Genomic DNA, 17,281 nt, shown 5'->3' with positions numbered 1-17,281 from the left:
ATCCGTTTAAATAAAGAATGTGAGAAGTAATGAATAATTAATAATGAATAATTAATAATTAGGGTTTTTAGATAATATCAAATCCGGTAGTATCAGTTTAAATAAAGAATGTGGAAAATAATGAATAATTAATAATTAGGGTTTTTGAATAAGATCAAATTAATAAAAAAAAGGGTGGAAAGTGAATAATTAATATTGAACAATCGTCATTGTGAAGGAAGAAAGCAATCTCAAAGTTTCTGGAGATTACTTCCTTCCACTCCGTTCTAGTCTCAATGACTTGGGTATAATTATCCGAATTTGATATTGAACAATATTGATCTATTAAACTCATCTACTTTCCTTTTCCTTTCTCTCCTAAATAACTAAAACCTTTTTCCTTCTTCTTACTTCTTACTTCTTACTTCTTACTTCTTACTTCTTACTTCTTACTTCTTCCTTCTTCCTTCTTCCTTCCTCCTGCCAAACATTCTTTCAAAACTCATTGTCGCAACACCAATAATTACCAAAATTATGCCAAAAACCTCTCTTACCCCTAACGCTTCTCCAATAGTAAAAAAGGCAAGTAAACCAGTTAAAGCCGGACTAAAAGTACCAATAATAGATGCTCTTGCCGCTCCAGCAAATCTAGTAGCTAAACTATTTAAAGCATAACTAGAAATTGCTAAAATTCCTAAAATAATACCACCAACAATTAAACCAGACCACACATTCGGATCGATACTAGCCGACCATTCTATAGGTTTAGGTATAATTAAACCTAAAGCAGAAAATACAAAAATTCCCGCAAAATTAACTAAACCAAAAGGAATAGGATGAAGCTTTCCTGCCGACATTTGTGATAGTAAAACATATCCAGAAAAAGTAACACCAGCACCTACTCCAGCCCAAACTCCCTGTTGATAATTAGCAACTCCATTCGGAATAACTAAAATCGCTCCCAAACCAATAATAATAATAGCAAAACTTCTCATCAAAGAAGGGCGATCGCCAAATAAAAACCACGATAATAAAACAGTAATAATTGGATAAATAAAGAAAATTGTAATCGCAATACCAGTAGGTATATTACCAATAGAAATATAAATTAATACCTGAGATAAAAACAAAAAGAAAGCACTACCAATAACTTTCCACCACAAGGAAAAATCTTTAGATTTAATAAAACGTTCAATATCACTCCAAACCGCAGGATAAAGAAATGTTGCGACTACAGGCATCAACAACATTACCACTATTAATCGTAGTAATAAAATTAATAAAGAATTACCAAAATTAGGACTAATTAATCCTGGCATTGAGAATAAACCACCAAAAATTTGATGCGGCTGTGGTAGTGTATTGAAAATAATCTTGACACAAACATTTAATAAAGATAATAATGCTGCTGAAAGTAGAGCCAAAATTAAACCTATTGGAACTTGAGAAACAGACTTTTGAGATTTAGTAGATTCAGGTTTACTTATTGCTGCTGTTTCTGGGGACTTAACAGCAGTTGTTCTTTCACCATAAGTAATATTGACTGAGTTCGTTGCTCCAGACTGAGAATTTTGATAAGTTTCAGATGAAATGGTACTATTTCTCTCTAGTTGTACTTGTAGGCGACTGACCAAATTTTCTAGAATAACCTCACATTGCTGTTCAATACCACGGATATTATTTAGTTGCACAGAAAGGTCACTTTCATAACTGTCCAACTCGTGTTTGATAGTATCAAATGTTCTACCCAAAGCACTAGACAACGAATATCCCAACTCATTAGCAGACTCATCATAGCTATCTTCAGGAACAGTCATTGGCAACTGTCCTTCAGGAAAACTAACTGTTTGTAATCCTGGGTCAACACTCTCCCTTAACTCTTTAATTTTATGGCCTAACTGTTGTTGCAAATTATTGGCCAAAACTTGGGCTAATTGTTTGAGCCATAATTGTTGTTGGGCTATTTGTCGCTGAGACAAAGATTCTAATTGTTGAGATTGCAAATGTTCATATTGTTTTCGTAATTTATTTACATCCTCATTGAGCTGCTCTTTTTCTACTCTTAGTCTATTGACATCTTGGCCTAAGTGATCTATAAAATTTTGGCGAAAACTACTTAAGTCTTGAATAACTAATTTTAGGACTTCTTCCGCTGATTGAGGAGTTTCGCCTCCCTGATTTGAAGGTTGAGTATTCATATTCCTTTCCATGTTTGTTAATCTGAAGCTCACAATATTCTAAAAGTCTCGGTATTTTTGGGACATAATGCTTTCACCATAATATTAAAACAATTGAACAATAAAACAGGACTTACGCAAAGCGACTAAGAAACCCGGTTTATGGTTGTGATATTGTTGCTAAAACCAGGAAATTTCCTTGAGAAACCGGGTTTCTGCCTAAGTTCTATAAAACTGAAAAGCAGGGTCAACTTTGATATATCAGAATAGTAATAGTGTCAAGATATTGATCTAGACAGTACAAAGTTCTAGGGATAATTACAGCGTATTCCAAGTTTATGTTGTACAAATATTAATGATAAAACCTTTGCAGTTCAGCCTTCTAGGCTGTCATGGCTGTACCATACGCTTGATCGAATCCGCTGTATTACTAGCTAAAACTTTCAGCTATCTCAAGGTGATAAACTTTATGAGGACTAAAGCCATGAGGTAGGAAATACAGGGGTTTGAGATTGCTTCCCGACCGTCGTATCCGACGAAAATACGTTGCAGTTGCGTAAGTCCTGTTTATATTCGGAACTTTAAGTTTTGTAAGCCTTTCCTAATCATACTGTCAGTATACTTTCCAACTCTAAATTCTAAATTCTAAATTCTAAATTTGTACTCTCCATATCTTGATATTTTTACAGTTATTGGTATATGATAAAAAATTGTGAGTTTTAATCAACTAAAATGAAAGGCCAACAAATAATTTCCTCAATTGAATCTGAAGAAATAGAAAAATTTAACCAAGCCTCGAAAAAGAAATTGCCTCAACTATATGTAGGTGACACTATAAAAGTGGGGGTTAAAATTATAGAGGGAGGAAAAGAACGAGTCCAGCCCTATGAAGGTACAATTATTGCCATGCGGAACGGAGGCATCAACGAAACTATTACAGTTCGTCGTGTCTTTCAAGGTGTTGGAGTAGAACGGGTCTTTTTGCTCCATTCTCCCAGAATTGCCAATATTAAATTAATCCGTCGAGGTAAAGTCCGTAGAGCTAAACTATACTATCTGAGAGATCGTGTTGGTAAAGCCACTCGCCTCAAACAAAGATTCGACCGTCCTCTAAAGTAGTTGATGGTTTCCCAAAGAATCTCAAAAATTTTTTTCCATTTGATAAAGAGTTATGTTATATTAAAGAAATAGAGGTTGTTTAGTATTTAGATATTGAATCTAACACCTCAATTATGCGCTCTTAGTTCAGTTGGTAGAACGCAGGTCTCCAAAACCTGATGTCGAGGGTTCGAGTCCTTCAGGGCGCGCTAAGTTAGTTAGGGCTTGCCGAATAAAGTATCATGGGTAAGAGCAGGAGCCAGAATCCAGCCATCCTGGAATTCACGAGGAATAACAATTATAGAGTAGGTAGTCAGAATATCATCCCTTGATTTTCGGCCTTTCTCTTGCCCAAAATCCTTTCCAGACATGGACATGAATAGCTGAAAACTAGGCACTTTTAAGGTTCCAAGGTTCCTGAGAAATCAGAACCTAAAAGGGCTAAAATCTTTATTTGTAATAGTTTTTAGATTTAATTAGGGTTTGCTGATTAAATCTCAAGGCTTTTACTGGTAAATATTTTAGCATTTTAAGGTTGGGAAAAAGTACAACTTTTTAAGCTTATCTTGCCAAAAATCCTAACTTTTTGGCAAGATAGGAACTGAAAATCAAGAGATGATATTTTGACTACATTGTTCTATAATTATGATTCCTTCTAACTTGCAGGATTGCTGGATTCAGGCTTCTGCCTTGGCAAAAAAAATTTGTTAGCAACCCCTAATTAGTAAGCCCTAGTTAAGAATAACTTGTTTCTTTGTTTTCAGATGTCTAGTAACTAAATAATTTGCTTTTAGTCTTCACCCTGTATTAGGGTGAATTTTTAATTGGTTTTGTTTAGATAAAATATGTTAGGATTACATAATAGTTTTGTCTAAATTCAGGTACTGAACACAAACATTGCCAAAGTAGCAGTATCCTCTGAAAAGTCAACCCGTCAAGGAAGCTCATATTCAGTAAGAATTTCTGTGTCTGTAGGCTAGTGGCTGTACTTTATACTGTCCTGGGACGGTAGTATAATTATAGACCTGAACTTAAATTAAGGATAAGACTTACGCAAAGAAAGACACTAGATCATAGATATAGAGTCTTGGTGCATTACACTACCGCTTTTCATGTCGCGTAGCGTTTCATGTCCGCTCAACCGCCTAAAAACCACCCTAGTGGACTGTTTCTAAAATAGTACATTAGGGAGTAGGAGATTGAGTAGGGACGTTGCATGCAACGTCTGTAGGGGAGAAAGATTTTTGTTGGGTTTCGTTCCTCAACCCAACAAAAATCTATTTACAACATTTAAAATGAAACAGTCCACTACCAATAGCGTTCATGGATAAGTCCTAATTGGGAAGTATACCCCCGGTAGATATAGTAAAACTATATATAGTTAGCGAATATTAACACAATAGTATCGGAGAAGTCAATTATTGTGGCCAAAAAAGAAGATATAAAAGTACAAGAAAATAAGGAAGGCTTTAGTCCTGTAACTTTTTTTCAAGAAACAAAAGGAGAACTAGATAAAGTAGTATGGCCAAGCAGAGAGCAACTAATAAGTGAGTCTGTTGCTGTACTATTAATGGTTATTCTCTCAGCAACAATCATTTACCTAGTAGATGAGTTATTTAGTTGGGCAGCTGGGGTGGTGTTTGGATGAATTTAGATTCAGAAGAAACACAAAAAACAAAAGAATTAGACCAAGGAGAAGAAGAAACTAAAAAGTTTGCTAAAGGAGAATTGCGATGGTACGCAGTACAAGTCGCTTCTGGATGCGAAAAACGAGTTAAGCTTAATTTGACTCAGCGTATTCAAACTCTTGATGTTGCAGATAAGATATTTAAAATAGAAATACCTCATGCTCCAGCAATTAAGCTTCGTAAGGACGGTAGTCGCCAACATAGTGAAGAAAAAGTTTTTCCTGGGTATGTATTGGTACAAATGAGGCTAAATTGGCACGAGGCCGAAAAAGAATGGAGAATTGATGACGAAGCATGGCAAGTTGTCAAAGGAACCTCAAACGTGATTAACTTTGTAGGAGCTGAACAAAAACGTCCCTATGGAAGGGGGCGGGGTCATGTTAAACCACTACCTTTAAGTCCTTCAGAGGTAGATAGGATATTTAAGCAAGCTCAAGAACCAGTCATCAAATTAACAGTGGCCGAAGGAGACCACATTACAGTACTTTCGGGGCCATTTAAAGACTTTGAAGGTGATGTAATTGAGGTAAGTCCAGAAAGAAATAAATTGAAGGCGCTATTATCCATTTTTGGACGTGATACGCCTGTAGAATTAGAGTTTAATCAGGTAGAAAAGCATAAATAATGGCAAAAAAAGTTGTAGCGCTGATTAAGTTGGCTATTACAGCGGGGAAGGCTAATCCTTCTCCTCCTATTGGTCCAGCTTTGGGTCAGCATGGTGTGAATATTATGGCGTTTTGTAAGGAATATAACGCCAAAACTGCAGACCAAGCAGGTACGGTAGTACCAGTAGAAATCTCAGTTTATGAAGACCGTAGTTTTACTTTTGTTCTTAAGACACCACCAGCAGCGGTTTTAATTAAAAAAGCAGCAGGTGTGGGCAAGGGATCGAGTGAACCACATAAGACAAAGGTAGGTTCTCTCACAAAAGCTCAACTTCAAGAAATTGCCCAAACCAAAATGCCAGACCTCAATGCTAATGACATTGAAGCTGCTATGAAAATTATCGCAGGTACGGCTAGAAATATGGGTATTACAATTACTGATTAATGAGTAGGGGAGAAAGAGAGTAGGGGAGTAGGGGTGCAGGGGAGTAGGGGAGCAATTTTTTTGTCCTTGTCTGCCTTTTATGCTAATATGCGCGAGCATTTTAGACTCTTGACCTGCTACTTTTTTTGACTCCAAAAAGGTTAAAGCTTTTGTCTGTAAATACTTTGAGAATTAATTAGCAGAGCAATAATTAAAGCTTTTGCCAGAGTTTATTAATTCAATTTCTAATACTTAAGTGTAAGTATAAACTAAACAAATGCGGTCGGGCAAGACCCGTCAATGCCTGTGGATGAGTAACCGCCGACGGTCTCAGTAGAAGCAGGAAGTAAATATCCGGTTGTCACGTTATGTGACGCTTTGTATCAGTTTTATATAGCAGTACAAACTGAAAGTAAAAAATATAGGGGGAGAAGTAGAACTTCGTTAAGTACCCCAGGAGGATTAAATGCCAAAAAAAGTATCTCGTAGATTACAAGAACTAAGGAAAAAAGTAGAAGAGCGAACTTATGAACCACAAGAAGCACTTCAACTTTTAAAGGAAACGGCTACAGCAAAATTTCCAGAGGCAGCGGAAGCTCATATTCGTTTGGGGATCGATCCTAAATATACAGACCAACAACTAAGAACTACAGTAGCTTTGCCGAAGGGAACAGGTCAAACAATTAGAATTGCTGTTATTGCTAAAGGTGAAAAGGTTAATGAAGCTCTAGAAGCAGGAGCAGACTTAGCTGGTTCTGAAGAGTTGATTGAACAAATTGGTCAAGGCATGATGGATTTTGATAGGTTGATCGCTACACCTGATGTGATGCCTCAAGTGGCCAAGTTAGGACGTTTACTTGGACCAAGAGGTTTGATGCCATCTCCTAAAGGTGGTACTGTAACTTTTGATTTGAAACAGGCAATTGACGAATTTAAGGCTGGTAAGTTAGAATTTAGGGCGGACCGAACTGGTATTGTTCATGTTATGTTTGGTAAAGCTTCTTTTTCAGCGGAAGATTTACTGGTAAACTTAAAAGCTCTACAAGAGTGTATAGACCGCAACCGTCCTTCTGGAGCTAAGGGTCGTTATTGGCGTACTATATTTGTATCGGCGACAATGGGACCTGCAATTCAAGTTGAAGTTAACAGTCTGCGAGATTTAAAATTAGGAGAAGCAGCTTAATTTAATCAAATAGCTATCAGCTTTTAGCATTCAGCATTTAGCTATCAACTTTTACCCTACTTTTCTAAGTAGGATTGTTTAGAAGAGATTTGAATCCCTTTCTCAACAAAAAAAACAATAGGGCAGATTTTATATCATTCAGGTACAATTTTGACAGCCTAGAAGGCTGTGTTACAGATGTTTAAAATTTGCTGTATTGCTGAGTGTTAAGTGCTGACAGCTTTTTTAACTAAAAAATTAAAATCGAAGAGCTGAAGACAGCAGGTGCTAATAGCTTAATTTCCTGCCGAGGTTCAAGAGTTAATTATTCAAAGATAACAATATTAGGGTGTTGTGAAACATCGTGAGTTTAATTGCTTGATTTGAATTTTATAATTCTTAGCCCTGGCAGATAGATGCAAAAATTTGCCAGGGTTTTTGGTTTTTTAAGGAGGTGATCGACATGGGCAAAACTAAAGAACAAAAAGCAGAGATGTTGGCAGATATCAAGCAAAACTTGAGTGAAAGTCAACTAGCTCTGGTGATTAATTATCAAGGGTTAACTGTTGCGGAAATTACAGATCTGCGCAGGAGACTACTACCTACAGGGAGTGTTTGTTCAGTTACTAAAAATACTCTAATGGGAATTGCTGTTAGAGAAGATAGTAACTGGCAACCGATGGAAGAGTTGCTGGCAGGGTCTAATGCTTTTCTCTTCTTAAAGGATGATATTGGTGGTGCTATTAAGGCATACCAAGACTTCCAAAAAGCTACCAAGAAAACTGAGTTTAAGGGTGGCGTGATGGAAGGGCGTTTGCTAGATCAAGATCAAGTCAAAGCGATCGCCGATCTGCCATCTAAGGAAGAGTTAATTGCTCAGGTGGCTGGTGCTATTAATAGTATCGCTAGTAAGTTGGCTGGTACGTTGAATGCTGTACCTACTCAGCTTGCTACTGGTATTAATGAGGTTCCAGCTACTGTAAGTAGGGTTCTGAAAGCAGTTGCTGAAAAGGAACAACAGCCAGAGTAGGGGAGAAAGGGAGTAGGGGAGATGAGGTTATTGAAATATTTTTCAACCTTTTTCTCGTAAGAATTACTCCTGCTAAAAAGTTAATTAAATCTTGATAGAAATACTCAATGGTTTCTATATCAGTTCTCAGCAAAGGTGGGGGGAGAATTTAACTTTTCCCTGTTAATTGTTCCCTGTTCCCTTTTTTCAATACACAAATAATTGTAAACTAACAAAAAATAGGAGATTAATAATGTCTGCAAAAACTGACGAAATTTTGGAACAACTTAAGTCACTTTCTTTATTAGAAGCATCTGAATTAGTGAAACAAATTGAAGATGCTTTTGGTGTGACTGCGGCTTCCGGTGGCGGTGGTATGATGATGCCTATGGCTATGCCAGGGGCACCAGGTGCAGCAGCAGCAGCGGAACCAGAGGAAGAGCAAACAGAATTTGATGCTATTCTGACTGAATATCCTTCAGATAAGAAAATTGCTATTCTGAAAGTAGTCCGCAGTATTACAGGTTTAGGTTTGAAAGAAGCAAAAGAATTGGTAGAGTCTGTACCTAAGCCTCTGAAAGAAGCAACTTCTAAGGAAGACGCTGAAGCTATTAAGAAGCAGTTAGAAGAAGCAGGAGCTAAGGTAGAAATTAAATAATTTTCTTGGGAAAATATTCAATGATCGCCTTGTAATAAGTCTGTAGGGACGTTGCATAACAAAAATGCGTTTTCCGTTCCGGAATGCTCCGCAAACATGTTGCGCAGCCAAACGTCCCTACTTTATGGTAAATATTGCACAACAAAAAAAGTAATAGCTAATAGCTGATAGCTGACGGCTGAATGCTTAGGCTATTTTTGAACTAAAGTTTCTGCTGTCAGAGAATTTTCTGAGTAAAATTGACTCGCCCAATTTCGAGACTGACGCACAGGACCATCATCTTGATATAATAGTGGATTATGAATATCTTTTTTATTTTCTAAAATACTAACGTCTTGTTGAAAAGTTTCTAAAACATCCTGTTTTAACATCTTATTTAAAATTAAGTTTAAAGGAAAAGGTAGAACTTTTTTCACACTATAAAATATGGCAATATCGAGATATTCATTATTTATTGGGGTTCCGGTAAAAATAGTTAATAAACCTAGTTTTAATTTTCCTTCTGTCCAATAAAAACTTACATCATAACCAGGTCCATAATAAATAGTAGTAACTGAACCATCTTCTAAGACTAATTTACCTGCGGCTAAAGAAGATAAATTATATTTTTGAGACATTCTATGAGTTAATATTGGTCCGTCAATTTCTACTCCATAACTATGAGCGCTTTTGAAAGTACGACTGTGCAAATTATATAAGTGAGAAACATCGACACTGTTATCCATATAATCTTGAAGGGTAGTCCGTACTTTCCACTGACGGACTAAACGTAGAGGAGTCCATTCCCCAGAAATAAGTTCTGATATTTGTGGTATTTCCCAGTCTGGCTGTTTTCCTTGATGATGGTAGTACATCATTATGAGACCATTAAGTTCAAGTACAGGCCAACTTTGGATTTTGACTTTGGGTTTCGGTTGATCTGAATAAGGAATAGCAGCACATTGTCCATTTGTATCCCAGAACCAACCGTGGTAAGGACATCTCAAAGTTTGGCCTTCTATTCTACCTCCATGAGCAAGATGAGCGCCTAAGTGGGGACAGTGGGCATCAAAAATATGAGGTTTACCGTCTTCTGTACGAAATAATACGAAGTCTTTTCCAAAGTAATGAAGTGGTATAACTTCTTTTGCAGATAAATCTTCACTTCTGGCAACACGAAACCAACTATTAGGAAGGTTTGAATACATAATTATTTTTTATTGAATATATACAAAAATCAGCTCTTAGTGTATAAGGATAGCGATCGCTTGCCAAATATAGCAATCTAAAAATAGGTTTTAACATTTTATTCCAGGGGTTTGGTTTCCAAATCCCATTTATGTTTGGTTTTGGAGACTAAACTCCTATATTCTGGCTATGACTAGAATGTTTTAACTGCCCTGGGAACTGCTATAAAATCATCTGGTACTCAGATAGAGATAAAATAATTTTGCTCTGATACATCTGTATCAAAATTCTGATGAGAAAACAACAATCTTTTATCAATTAATGAAATTTTGTCTATGCAAACTACAAAGGTAGCAAGAGTTAGAGGAGTTAATGATACTCTCCCAAGCACTTACCAAATTGATCGACAAATCAAAAGTACACTGAGAGGTAATTTTGAGTCTTATGGCTATCGACCCATAGATGTGCCACTCATAGAATATACCGAACTCTATCTGAAAAAATCTGGTGAGGATATTATTTCTCGTCTCTACGACTTTGTTTATCGTAACCGTCGCCTCTGTCTCAGACCAGAATTTACAGCTTCAGTTGTCCGTGCTTATTTGGACAACTTCCAAAAAGCGCCCTTGCCAGTAAGATTTTATTATAGTGGGCCAGTTTTTCGTTATGAACAGCCCCAGAAAGAAAGATATCGGCAATTTACCCAAATGGGTATAGAGTTAATTGGGGCCACAGGAGCGATCGCTGATGCGGAAGTTATTGGTATGGCCTGTCAAGGTCTAGATCGTTTAGGTTTGACTGAATATCAAACATTTATTGGTCATGTTGGAGTGATCCATAATTTTCTTGACCATCTTGAGTTAGATACTCGTCTTCGTAGTTTTTTACTTACTCAAATGGAAACTCTGAGAACAGAGGGTAGAGAGGTAGTAGAAAATCGACTTTCGGAAATTTATCCTGCTTTTAAAAAGAAGAGTTCTATTGAGCAGGAAGTAGATACAAATTTTACAACTAAAAGAATTACAGAAATTCTCCAAAATTTAGAAGAAAGTGAGGCACGAATAGCAATTTTTGAGTTGTTGGAAAGTATGAATATCGGACTGACAAGCACTCGGACACCAGAAGAAATAGTAGACCGTTTGTTGATAAAAATTAAACATGAAAATCAAAGTCAAGAACTAAATCAAGCACTGGATTTTATGACTGAATTGTGTCAATTGAAAGGAGAACCTACTGCTGTTTTTAAAGAAGTAGAAAAGCTGTTTTCTGTTTATGGTGTTGATGGTTATGGGTTGACACAAATAGAAGAGATTTTGCAAAATTTAGCAGCTTTTAATATTGATAAAAATCGGATTAGTCTTGACTTGGGAATTAGTCGGGGTTTGCAATATTACACGGGTATGGTTTTTGAGATTTATGATAGTAAGTTGGGGTTAGAAAGAAAGTTATGTGGTGGAGGTAGATATGATGATTTGGTTATTAGTTTGGGAGGTAAAGCCGAAACTCCTGCTACTGGTTTTTCCTATATGATGGAGGAATTGAGAAAGGAATTATTAGAAAGAGCTAATATTAGTTTGAACGATTATCAATTTGTAGAAGTTTTAATAGTTGGAATTAGTTCAAGATGTTATGGTTATTCTATAGAAATAGCTGAAAAATTGAGGAAGTTAGGTTTGAGAGTAGAAACTGATGTAATGGGAAGGGATGTTGAGAGTAATATAGAGTATGCAAATCAGCAGAATATTCCGTTTGTAATTATTTTAAATTCTGCTCAAAAAGAAGGAAGTAAAGTGCTTTTGCAAAATCTAAGTTCAGGAGAAAGGAAAAACTTAGCATTGGAGGAAGTAGTAAATTTAGTAAGAAGCAGAGCAACTATATCTAGATAGGGTTTAAGGGCTGTCAAATCCTACAAGTGGTCTACATTCATATTTTAGGTTAAGTCCTGATACATTTACTTTTAGGAAATATTTATTTAAAGGCAAGTACATAACTTCAATTTTCATCAAATATAGTTCTTTGAGGAGATGAAAAAACCAACTTTGGCATTTAGAGTCTCTTATCCTAATTTAGGAGAAGATTCCAAGCTGATAAAACTCCAAATATCCTAATTTATTTAGTAGGAAATACTGATAAGTGCATAAGCAAAATTAATTCACATTCTACTAACTCTATATTAACTATTGCCTATTGCCTATTGCCTCTATACCAATAGAAAATTAATTTTGCACAACTACTTAACTAATAATTAATAACTGAAATGACAAAAGATAATTTTTTAAGAATAGCTTTACCTAGTAAAGGTTCTTTAGCAAACGGAACAATGAACTTATTGTCAGCTTGTGGTTTGGGTGTATCTAGACCTAATGACAGACAATATTTTGGTTTTATTCCTGCTTTACCACAAGTAAAAATTTTATTTCAAAGAGCAGGAGATATTTTTACAAAGGTAGAAGAAGGAAGTGTTGATTTAGGAATTACTGGTTATGATGTGGTTTGTGAGGAAGGTCAATCCCATGATGATGTAATAGTAATTTGGGATAAGTTAGGTTATGGTAAATGTAGATTAGTTTTGGCTGTTCCTGAGAGTTGGGTAGATGTTTCTTCCATAGAAGATTTAGCAGAATTAACTCTCTTATTTAGGGACAAAGGCAAGAGTTTAAGAATTGCTACTAAATATCATCATTTAACTCAAAAATGGCTCTACGAAAAATTAATTGTACATTTTTCTTTAGTAGCTGTTCAAGGTGCAATGGAAGCAGCACCAACTATGGGATATGCTGATATGATTGCTGATATAACTAGCACTGGTACAACCCTCAGAGAAAATCGTTTAAAGCAAATTGAAGGAGGTACAATGCTTGACTCCCAAGCTTGTTTAATTGGTAATAAACGGTTGTTACAAGAAAGTAAAATTAAGATAGAAACAACTAAGGTGATTTTAGAGTTATTAGAAGCACAGATGGAGTCGAAAAAGTATGTTTCAATCACAGCAAATGTGTATGGAAAGTCAGCAGATGAAATAGGTGATATGCTGATGGATAAAAGTGAATTAACTGGTATTTCTGGTTTCCAAGGTCCGACTATTGCTAAGGTATTTTCTCAAGAAAAAAATGACTGGTATGCTGCCACAATTGTAGTTAAACAAAGTATGTTATTATCAGCAATTAATCATCTTAGAAATGTAGGTGGTACAGATATAACTGTTTCTTCTCCTAGTTATGTTTTTGGTTATAAGTCTCGAATTTATGACCAATTTTTGCAAAAGTTAAATTGAAGAAATAAGAAATAAGAAATAAGAAATAAGGAAAAAAGGGAAAGGTTTATTAGGGTACTTTTGATAAGTCACTACATAGTATTTAACTGAAGATAATGTACATCTCTGATCATAAAAATAAAATCAATTATTGTACATAAATTATCAATTATTTTTCTCTAATTCCTACTAGCGTATCTAGGCAAAAATTGTGGATAAAAAAATCTCAACCTTTCCTATTTCCTCCTTCCCCCCCCTTTCAAAGCTATCCATTACCCATAACTCCTGAAACCTTTCTGGGAGTGTGGGGAGGATGGGGAAGAGGAGGAGGAAAAATCTTGTCTACAGTCCTCACTTATAGCCTACACAGGACTAAAGCCATGAAGGCTATGGGTAGGGTGTGTTTCATCTAAAAATGTGCATTAGGAAGTAGAGGAGTAGAGGAGTAGGGGAGAAAGATTTTTGCCCTTGTTTCGTTCCTCAACCCAACCAAAATCTATTGCACCATTTTAGGTGAAACGCTCCACTACTAATAGCGTTCATGGCTTTAGTCCTGATCAAGATAATTCCTACAATATAAATACCTACTAAGCTACTGAATTTTATAATACTTTAGTGTTACAAGTTGACGTGCGGAACGTGGCTTGTAGTGTACTTTTTAATACAATTTTCTCCCGAAAAAGCCAAGCCCGGATTTATACATAATTTGTCGCTTTTGTCAATTTTTATGTTAATAAATATGTAGGAAATGGATAGCTTTGAAAGGGGGGAAGAACTGATAAGTGAAATAACTTTCTACTTCCTTTGCTAAAATATAACTCGTCAAAAATCAGAAGCATCAGTTAATAACTGATAGTTAATAACTGATGGCTGTTGGCGCAGCATTCCGCAGGAAATGATCACTAAATACTTACTTTTAACTAAACAAAAAAAAGCTAAAATGCCACATACAATTGTTACTGATATTTGCGAAGGTATTGCTGACTGTGTTAGTGCTTGTCCAGTTGCTTGTATTCATCCTGGACTAGGTAAAAACACTAAAGGAACTGATTGGTATTGGATTGATTTTGATACCTGTATTGACTGTGGAATTTGTTTGCAAGTTTGTCCTGTAGAAAAGGCAATAGTTGCTGAAGAAAGACCAGAATTACAGAAAACTTCAGAGTAATTTTTGTTACCTATCTGGAGAGTACAAATTGAGAATTGAGAATCGGAGATTAGACTTTCAGTCTAATGGGAAAAGGCTTACAGCACTTAAACTTTCTCTTAGGAAGTTTCTCACCTTTATATAGCTGAAAGCCTTCAAAGAGTAATAATTATTCCTAGAACTTTGTACTGTCTAGTTACCTATTATTTAACTCAAAAATAGTGGTAATTTTCCTGCTACTTGGCGATTGCCTTTAAATATTTTAACAATTACAGGACTTAGACATTGGGAAGAAGTTTTAGGAATTTGAGATTGCTTTTCTGAAGTCATGCTCCGCAAATGCTGTGGTTTGCCATCGCAAAGCTACGCTTTTTCTTGCGGAGCATTCCCTATACAAAAACGCATTTTTGGCAGTGCAACGTCCCTACTGTGGTTTACTGTCCAGGAAAACCGATGTAGGAACTAATTCATTTTTGGTCATTAGACTAGCGGGACTTACACAAAAAAACAGCAAAAAACAGGCTCAAATGTAGATAAGATAGACAGAGGCTTTTATGTGAAATAGAACATTATACCAAACCAGGTTATTAAAAGGTGACTTTCCAAATTCCTCTCTAATCCTTCTTTCTGCCTTCTTTTTGCCTTACCTTCCCAGTAAATCTCCGTTCTCAACCGGATTTAGTATCATTCCTGGATGAGCAGAGGTTATAGCCATTTTTAGGACTTTGACATCAATGATCCGAGCCAGACTCACTTTTCTTGGGGAATGCTGCGCAAACAAGCATTTTTCTTGGTAAAAATATGTAAATCTTACTAAAAACAATGGTGAGCGCAATAATTTTTCAGATATACTAACAATAATTTTTAAAATGTAGTTAAATTTATGAACATCGAAATTAAATCCTTAAAAATGCGCTTTTATGGAGCCAGAGATATAGACTCCATACCTCAACTAAGTAAATTGTCCGAGCAAGAGCGTCTAGGAATGAAAGCTGTTGCCCAAGTCTTACCCTTCCGAACCAATAATTATGTAGTAGAGCAATTAATTAACTGGAATAATATTCCCGACGACCCAATTTTCCGACTCACCTTCCCTCAGCCAGAAATGTTAGATTCAGAGGACTGTAGTCAAATAACTCAGCTTTTAAAAGAAAATGCTCCCAAAGATACTTTAAAAGAAACAGCTAACCAGATTCGTCGGCGACTCAATCCTCATCCAGCAGGACAAAAACAATACAACGTTCCTACCTTCAATGAGGAACCTGTCCCTGGTATTCAACATAAATATCGAGAAACTGTTTTAATTTTCCCGACTGCGGGGCAAACTTGTCATGCTTACTGTACTTTCTGTTTTCGCTGGCCTCAATTTGTGGGACTTGAGAACTTAAAATTTGCCACCCGTGAATCAGGAATTTTTCAACAATACCTAAAACAACATAAAGAAGTCACCGATGTATTGCTCACAGGGGGCGATCCTATGACCATGAAATCATGGCAACTAGCTTTATATATCGAACCTCTACTCAAGCCAGAATTTGACCATATCCAAACTATTCGGATTGGGACAAAATCTATTTCCTTCTGGCCTTATCGTTATGTTACTGATGAAGATGCTGATAACACCTTGCGGTTGTTTGAAAAAATAGTCCAACAGGGTAAGCATTTAGCAGTAATGGCCCATTATGAACATTGGCAGGAATTGGATACTCCAGTTGCTCAAGAAGCAATTCGACGGATTCGCTCTACAGGGGCGCAAATCAGAACTCAAGCACCTATAGTACGTCACATCAATGATTCGGCAGATACTTGGGCTAAAATGTGGCAAATGCAGGTAAGTCTGGGTTGTATTCCTTACTATATGTTTGTGGAGCGTCAAACAGGGGCGAAGGATTATTTTGAGATTCCTTTGGTGAAAGTTTGGGAAATTTATCGAGAGGCCATACAAAAGGTGTCTGGTTTGGCCAGGACAGTAAGAGGTCCAGTCATGTCTGCTTTACCTGGAAAAGTTGCTATTGATGGTGTTGCGGAAATTGCTAGGGAAAAGGTTTTTGTGTTGTCATTTTTGCAAGGTCGGGAACCTGACTGGTGCAAGCGACCATTCTTTGCTGATTTTGCTCCAGATGCTACTTGGTTACATGACCTGAAACCTGCTTTTGGGGAAGATAAGTTTTTCTACGAGAGTCAACTTGAGGCTCTCTTGACTCGAAAGTTAGTGACGGTATAATTAACAGGACTTACGCAAAAAGTCAAGTTATACATCATCTAGCATTTGTATCTATAAAATAATAATGCGACCTAGTGATAATGCTAGTAGCAAGGGAACGCCCACCAAGAGATGGTGATTCTGCGTAAGTCCCAATCAAAATTAACCTGTGCGTCAGTTATACCTAAAGTTAAGAAAAGTAAGATTAGTTGCGATGTTAGAGAAATCCAATTTCCGACGTTATTATCATTAGATATTCCCAACGTTAACGAAGTCAGAAGTCAGAAGTCAGAAGTTATTTTTGTAACAGGGATGTGAGCAACTCTCCAAAAACGTTTCGCCGATTCACATAGGGAATGCTTTGCAATCAATACTGGGTAGCGCCACCCAATTATTGTGATAAAAAATTAAATCATTTATTCAGACAGAAATTCTCTATTCTTTTCCCCTACTTCCTACTCTTTAATTCCTCTTTTCTAGAAATGTTTAATGGTGTATATTTTAATTTAATATAGCAGATTTGATTTAGTATGATGTATGACTTTAAAAAGTATTTTGTCTATGCTGCAAACCTTTTTTCCTAATTCATACTACTTAGAATCAGCTATATAGAATTTAACCTCATAAAGGAATTTAAAATGATTCGACAAGAAGATATTAAAATTATTCTCAAAGATGGAGAAAAACTGAAATATGACCGCAAAGATTATC

The 17,281-nt window shown here is 36.2% G+C and carries 14 protein-coding genes, 1 tRNA gene and 1 other annotated feature; of the genes, 12 read left to right on the top strand and 3 right to left on the bottom strand.

Translation table 11 applies throughout. The features are described 5' to 3' along the window. Positions 1 to 428 precede the first annotated feature (428 nt). Positions 429 to 2,177: a DMT family transporter gene (locus VKJ25_RS23970; protein ID WP_324239167.1), complete on the bottom strand. Its 1,749-nt coding sequence runs from the start codon at positions 2,175 to 2,177 to the stop codon at positions 429 to 431. Positions 2,178 to 2,888: 711 nt separating this feature from the next. Between VKJ25_RS23970 and rplS the strand changes: the two genes are divergently transcribed. The 8 genes from rplS to rplL all read left to right on the top strand — a co-directional run bounded on the left by rplS (position 2,889) and on the right by rplL (position 8,800). Further along, positions 2,889 to 3,275, top strand: coding sequence for a 50S ribosomal protein L19 (gene rplS, locus VKJ25_RS23965; protein ID WP_324239166.1), 387 nt, complete (start codon positions 2,889 to 2,891; stop codon positions 3,273 to 3,275). 115 nt (positions 3,276 to 3,390) lie between these two features. Then, a tRNA-Trp gene (locus tag VKJ25_RS23960) sits at positions 3,391 to 3,463 on the top strand. Between the two features lie 1,214 nt (positions 3,464 to 4,677). Beyond that, a complete protein-coding gene (gene secE / locus VKJ25_RS23955) occupies positions 4,678 to 4,902 on the top strand; it encodes a preprotein translocase subunit SecE (RefSeq protein WP_324239165.1) in 225 nt (74 codons plus the stop codon). After that, on the top strand, positions 4,899 to 5,567 hold the full coding sequence (gene nusG, locus VKJ25_RS23950; RefSeq protein ID WP_324239164.1) for a transcription termination/antitermination protein NusG: 669 nt from the start codon (positions 4,899 to 4,901) through the stop codon (positions 5,565 to 5,567). Before secE ends, nusG begins: the two co-directional genes overlap by 4 nt. Next, entirely contained in the window at positions 5,567 to 5,992 is a 426-nt protein-coding gene (gene rplK, locus VKJ25_RS23945) for a 50S ribosomal protein L11 (protein WP_324239163.1), read from the top strand. Before nusG ends, rplK begins: the two co-directional genes overlap by 1 nt. A gap of 445 nt (positions 5,993 to 6,437) precedes the next feature. Then, positions 6,438 to 7,154 (top strand): 50S ribosomal protein L1, encoded by a 717-nt coding sequence (rplA, locus tag VKJ25_RS23940; RefSeq protein WP_324239162.1) that lies wholly within the window; start codon positions 6,438 to 6,440, stop codon positions 7,152 to 7,154. 233 nt (positions 7,155 to 7,387) lie between these two features. Further along, positions 7,388 to 7,583, top strand: a sequence feature (ribosomal protein L10 leader region). A gap of 13 nt (positions 7,584 to 7,596) precedes the next feature. Beyond that, the gene (rplJ, locus tag VKJ25_RS23935; RefSeq protein WP_324239161.1) at positions 7,597 to 8,163 is read left to right on the top strand and encodes a 50S ribosomal protein L10; all 567 of its coding nucleotides are present in this window, start codon (positions 7,597 to 7,599) and stop codon (positions 8,161 to 8,163) included. A gap of 232 nt (positions 8,164 to 8,395) precedes the next feature. Further along, the gene (gene rplL / locus VKJ25_RS23930; protein WP_324239160.1) at positions 8,396 to 8,800 is read left to right on the top strand and encodes a 50S ribosomal protein L7/L12; all 405 of its coding nucleotides are present in this window, start codon (positions 8,396 to 8,398) and stop codon (positions 8,798 to 8,800) included. A gap of 191 nt (positions 8,801 to 8,991) precedes the next feature. Here rplL and VKJ25_RS23925 read toward each other — a convergent pair whose 3' ends face one another. Next, positions 8,992 to 9,987, bottom strand: a complete 996-nt coding sequence (locus tag VKJ25_RS23925) for an aromatic ring-hydroxylating dioxygenase subunit alpha (protein ID WP_324239159.1) — start codon at positions 9,985 to 9,987, stop codon at positions 8,992 to 8,994. Positions 9,988 to 10,302: 315 nt separating this feature from the next. Here VKJ25_RS23925 and VKJ25_RS23920 point away from each other — a divergent pair, with 315 nt between their 5' ends. The 3 genes from VKJ25_RS23920 (at position 10,303) to VKJ25_RS23910 (ending at position 14,388) form a co-directional block, all read left to right on the top strand. Then, positions 10,303 to 11,853, top strand: a complete 1,551-nt coding sequence (locus VKJ25_RS23920) for a histidine--tRNA ligase (RefSeq protein WP_324239158.1) — start codon at positions 10,303 to 10,305, stop codon at positions 11,851 to 11,853. Between the two features lie 371 nt (positions 11,854 to 12,224). Continuing rightward, a complete protein-coding gene (hisG, locus tag VKJ25_RS23915; protein ID WP_324239157.1) occupies positions 12,225 to 13,241 on the top strand; it encodes an ATP phosphoribosyltransferase in 1,017 nt (338 codons plus the stop codon). Between the two features lie 919 nt (positions 13,242 to 14,160). Next, the gene (locus VKJ25_RS23910; protein ID WP_324239156.1) at positions 14,161 to 14,388 is read left to right on the top strand and encodes a ferredoxin family protein; all 228 of its coding nucleotides are present in this window, start codon (positions 14,161 to 14,163) and stop codon (positions 14,386 to 14,388) included. A gap of 186 nt (positions 14,389 to 14,574) precedes the next feature. Here VKJ25_RS23910 and VKJ25_RS23905 read toward each other — a convergent pair whose 3' ends face one another. Beyond that, entirely contained in the window at positions 14,575 to 14,697 is a 123-nt protein-coding gene (locus VKJ25_RS23905; protein WP_324239155.1) for a hypothetical protein, read from the bottom strand. Positions 14,698 to 15,250: 553 nt separating this feature from the next. Here VKJ25_RS23905 and VKJ25_RS23900 point away from each other — a divergent pair. Next, entirely contained in the window at positions 15,251 to 16,591 is a 1,341-nt protein-coding gene (locus VKJ25_RS23900; protein WP_324239154.1) for a KamA family radical SAM protein, read from the top strand. Positions 16,592 to 17,281 lie beyond the last annotated feature (690 nt).

Source organism: Okeania sp. (assembly GCF_035285525.1).
Lineage (GTDB): Bacteria > Cyanobacteriota > Cyanobacteriia > Cyanobacteriales > Microcoleaceae > Trichodesmium.
Note: the sequence above shows the minus strand (reverse complement) of the source record. Positions and strands in the feature narration are given on the sequence as shown.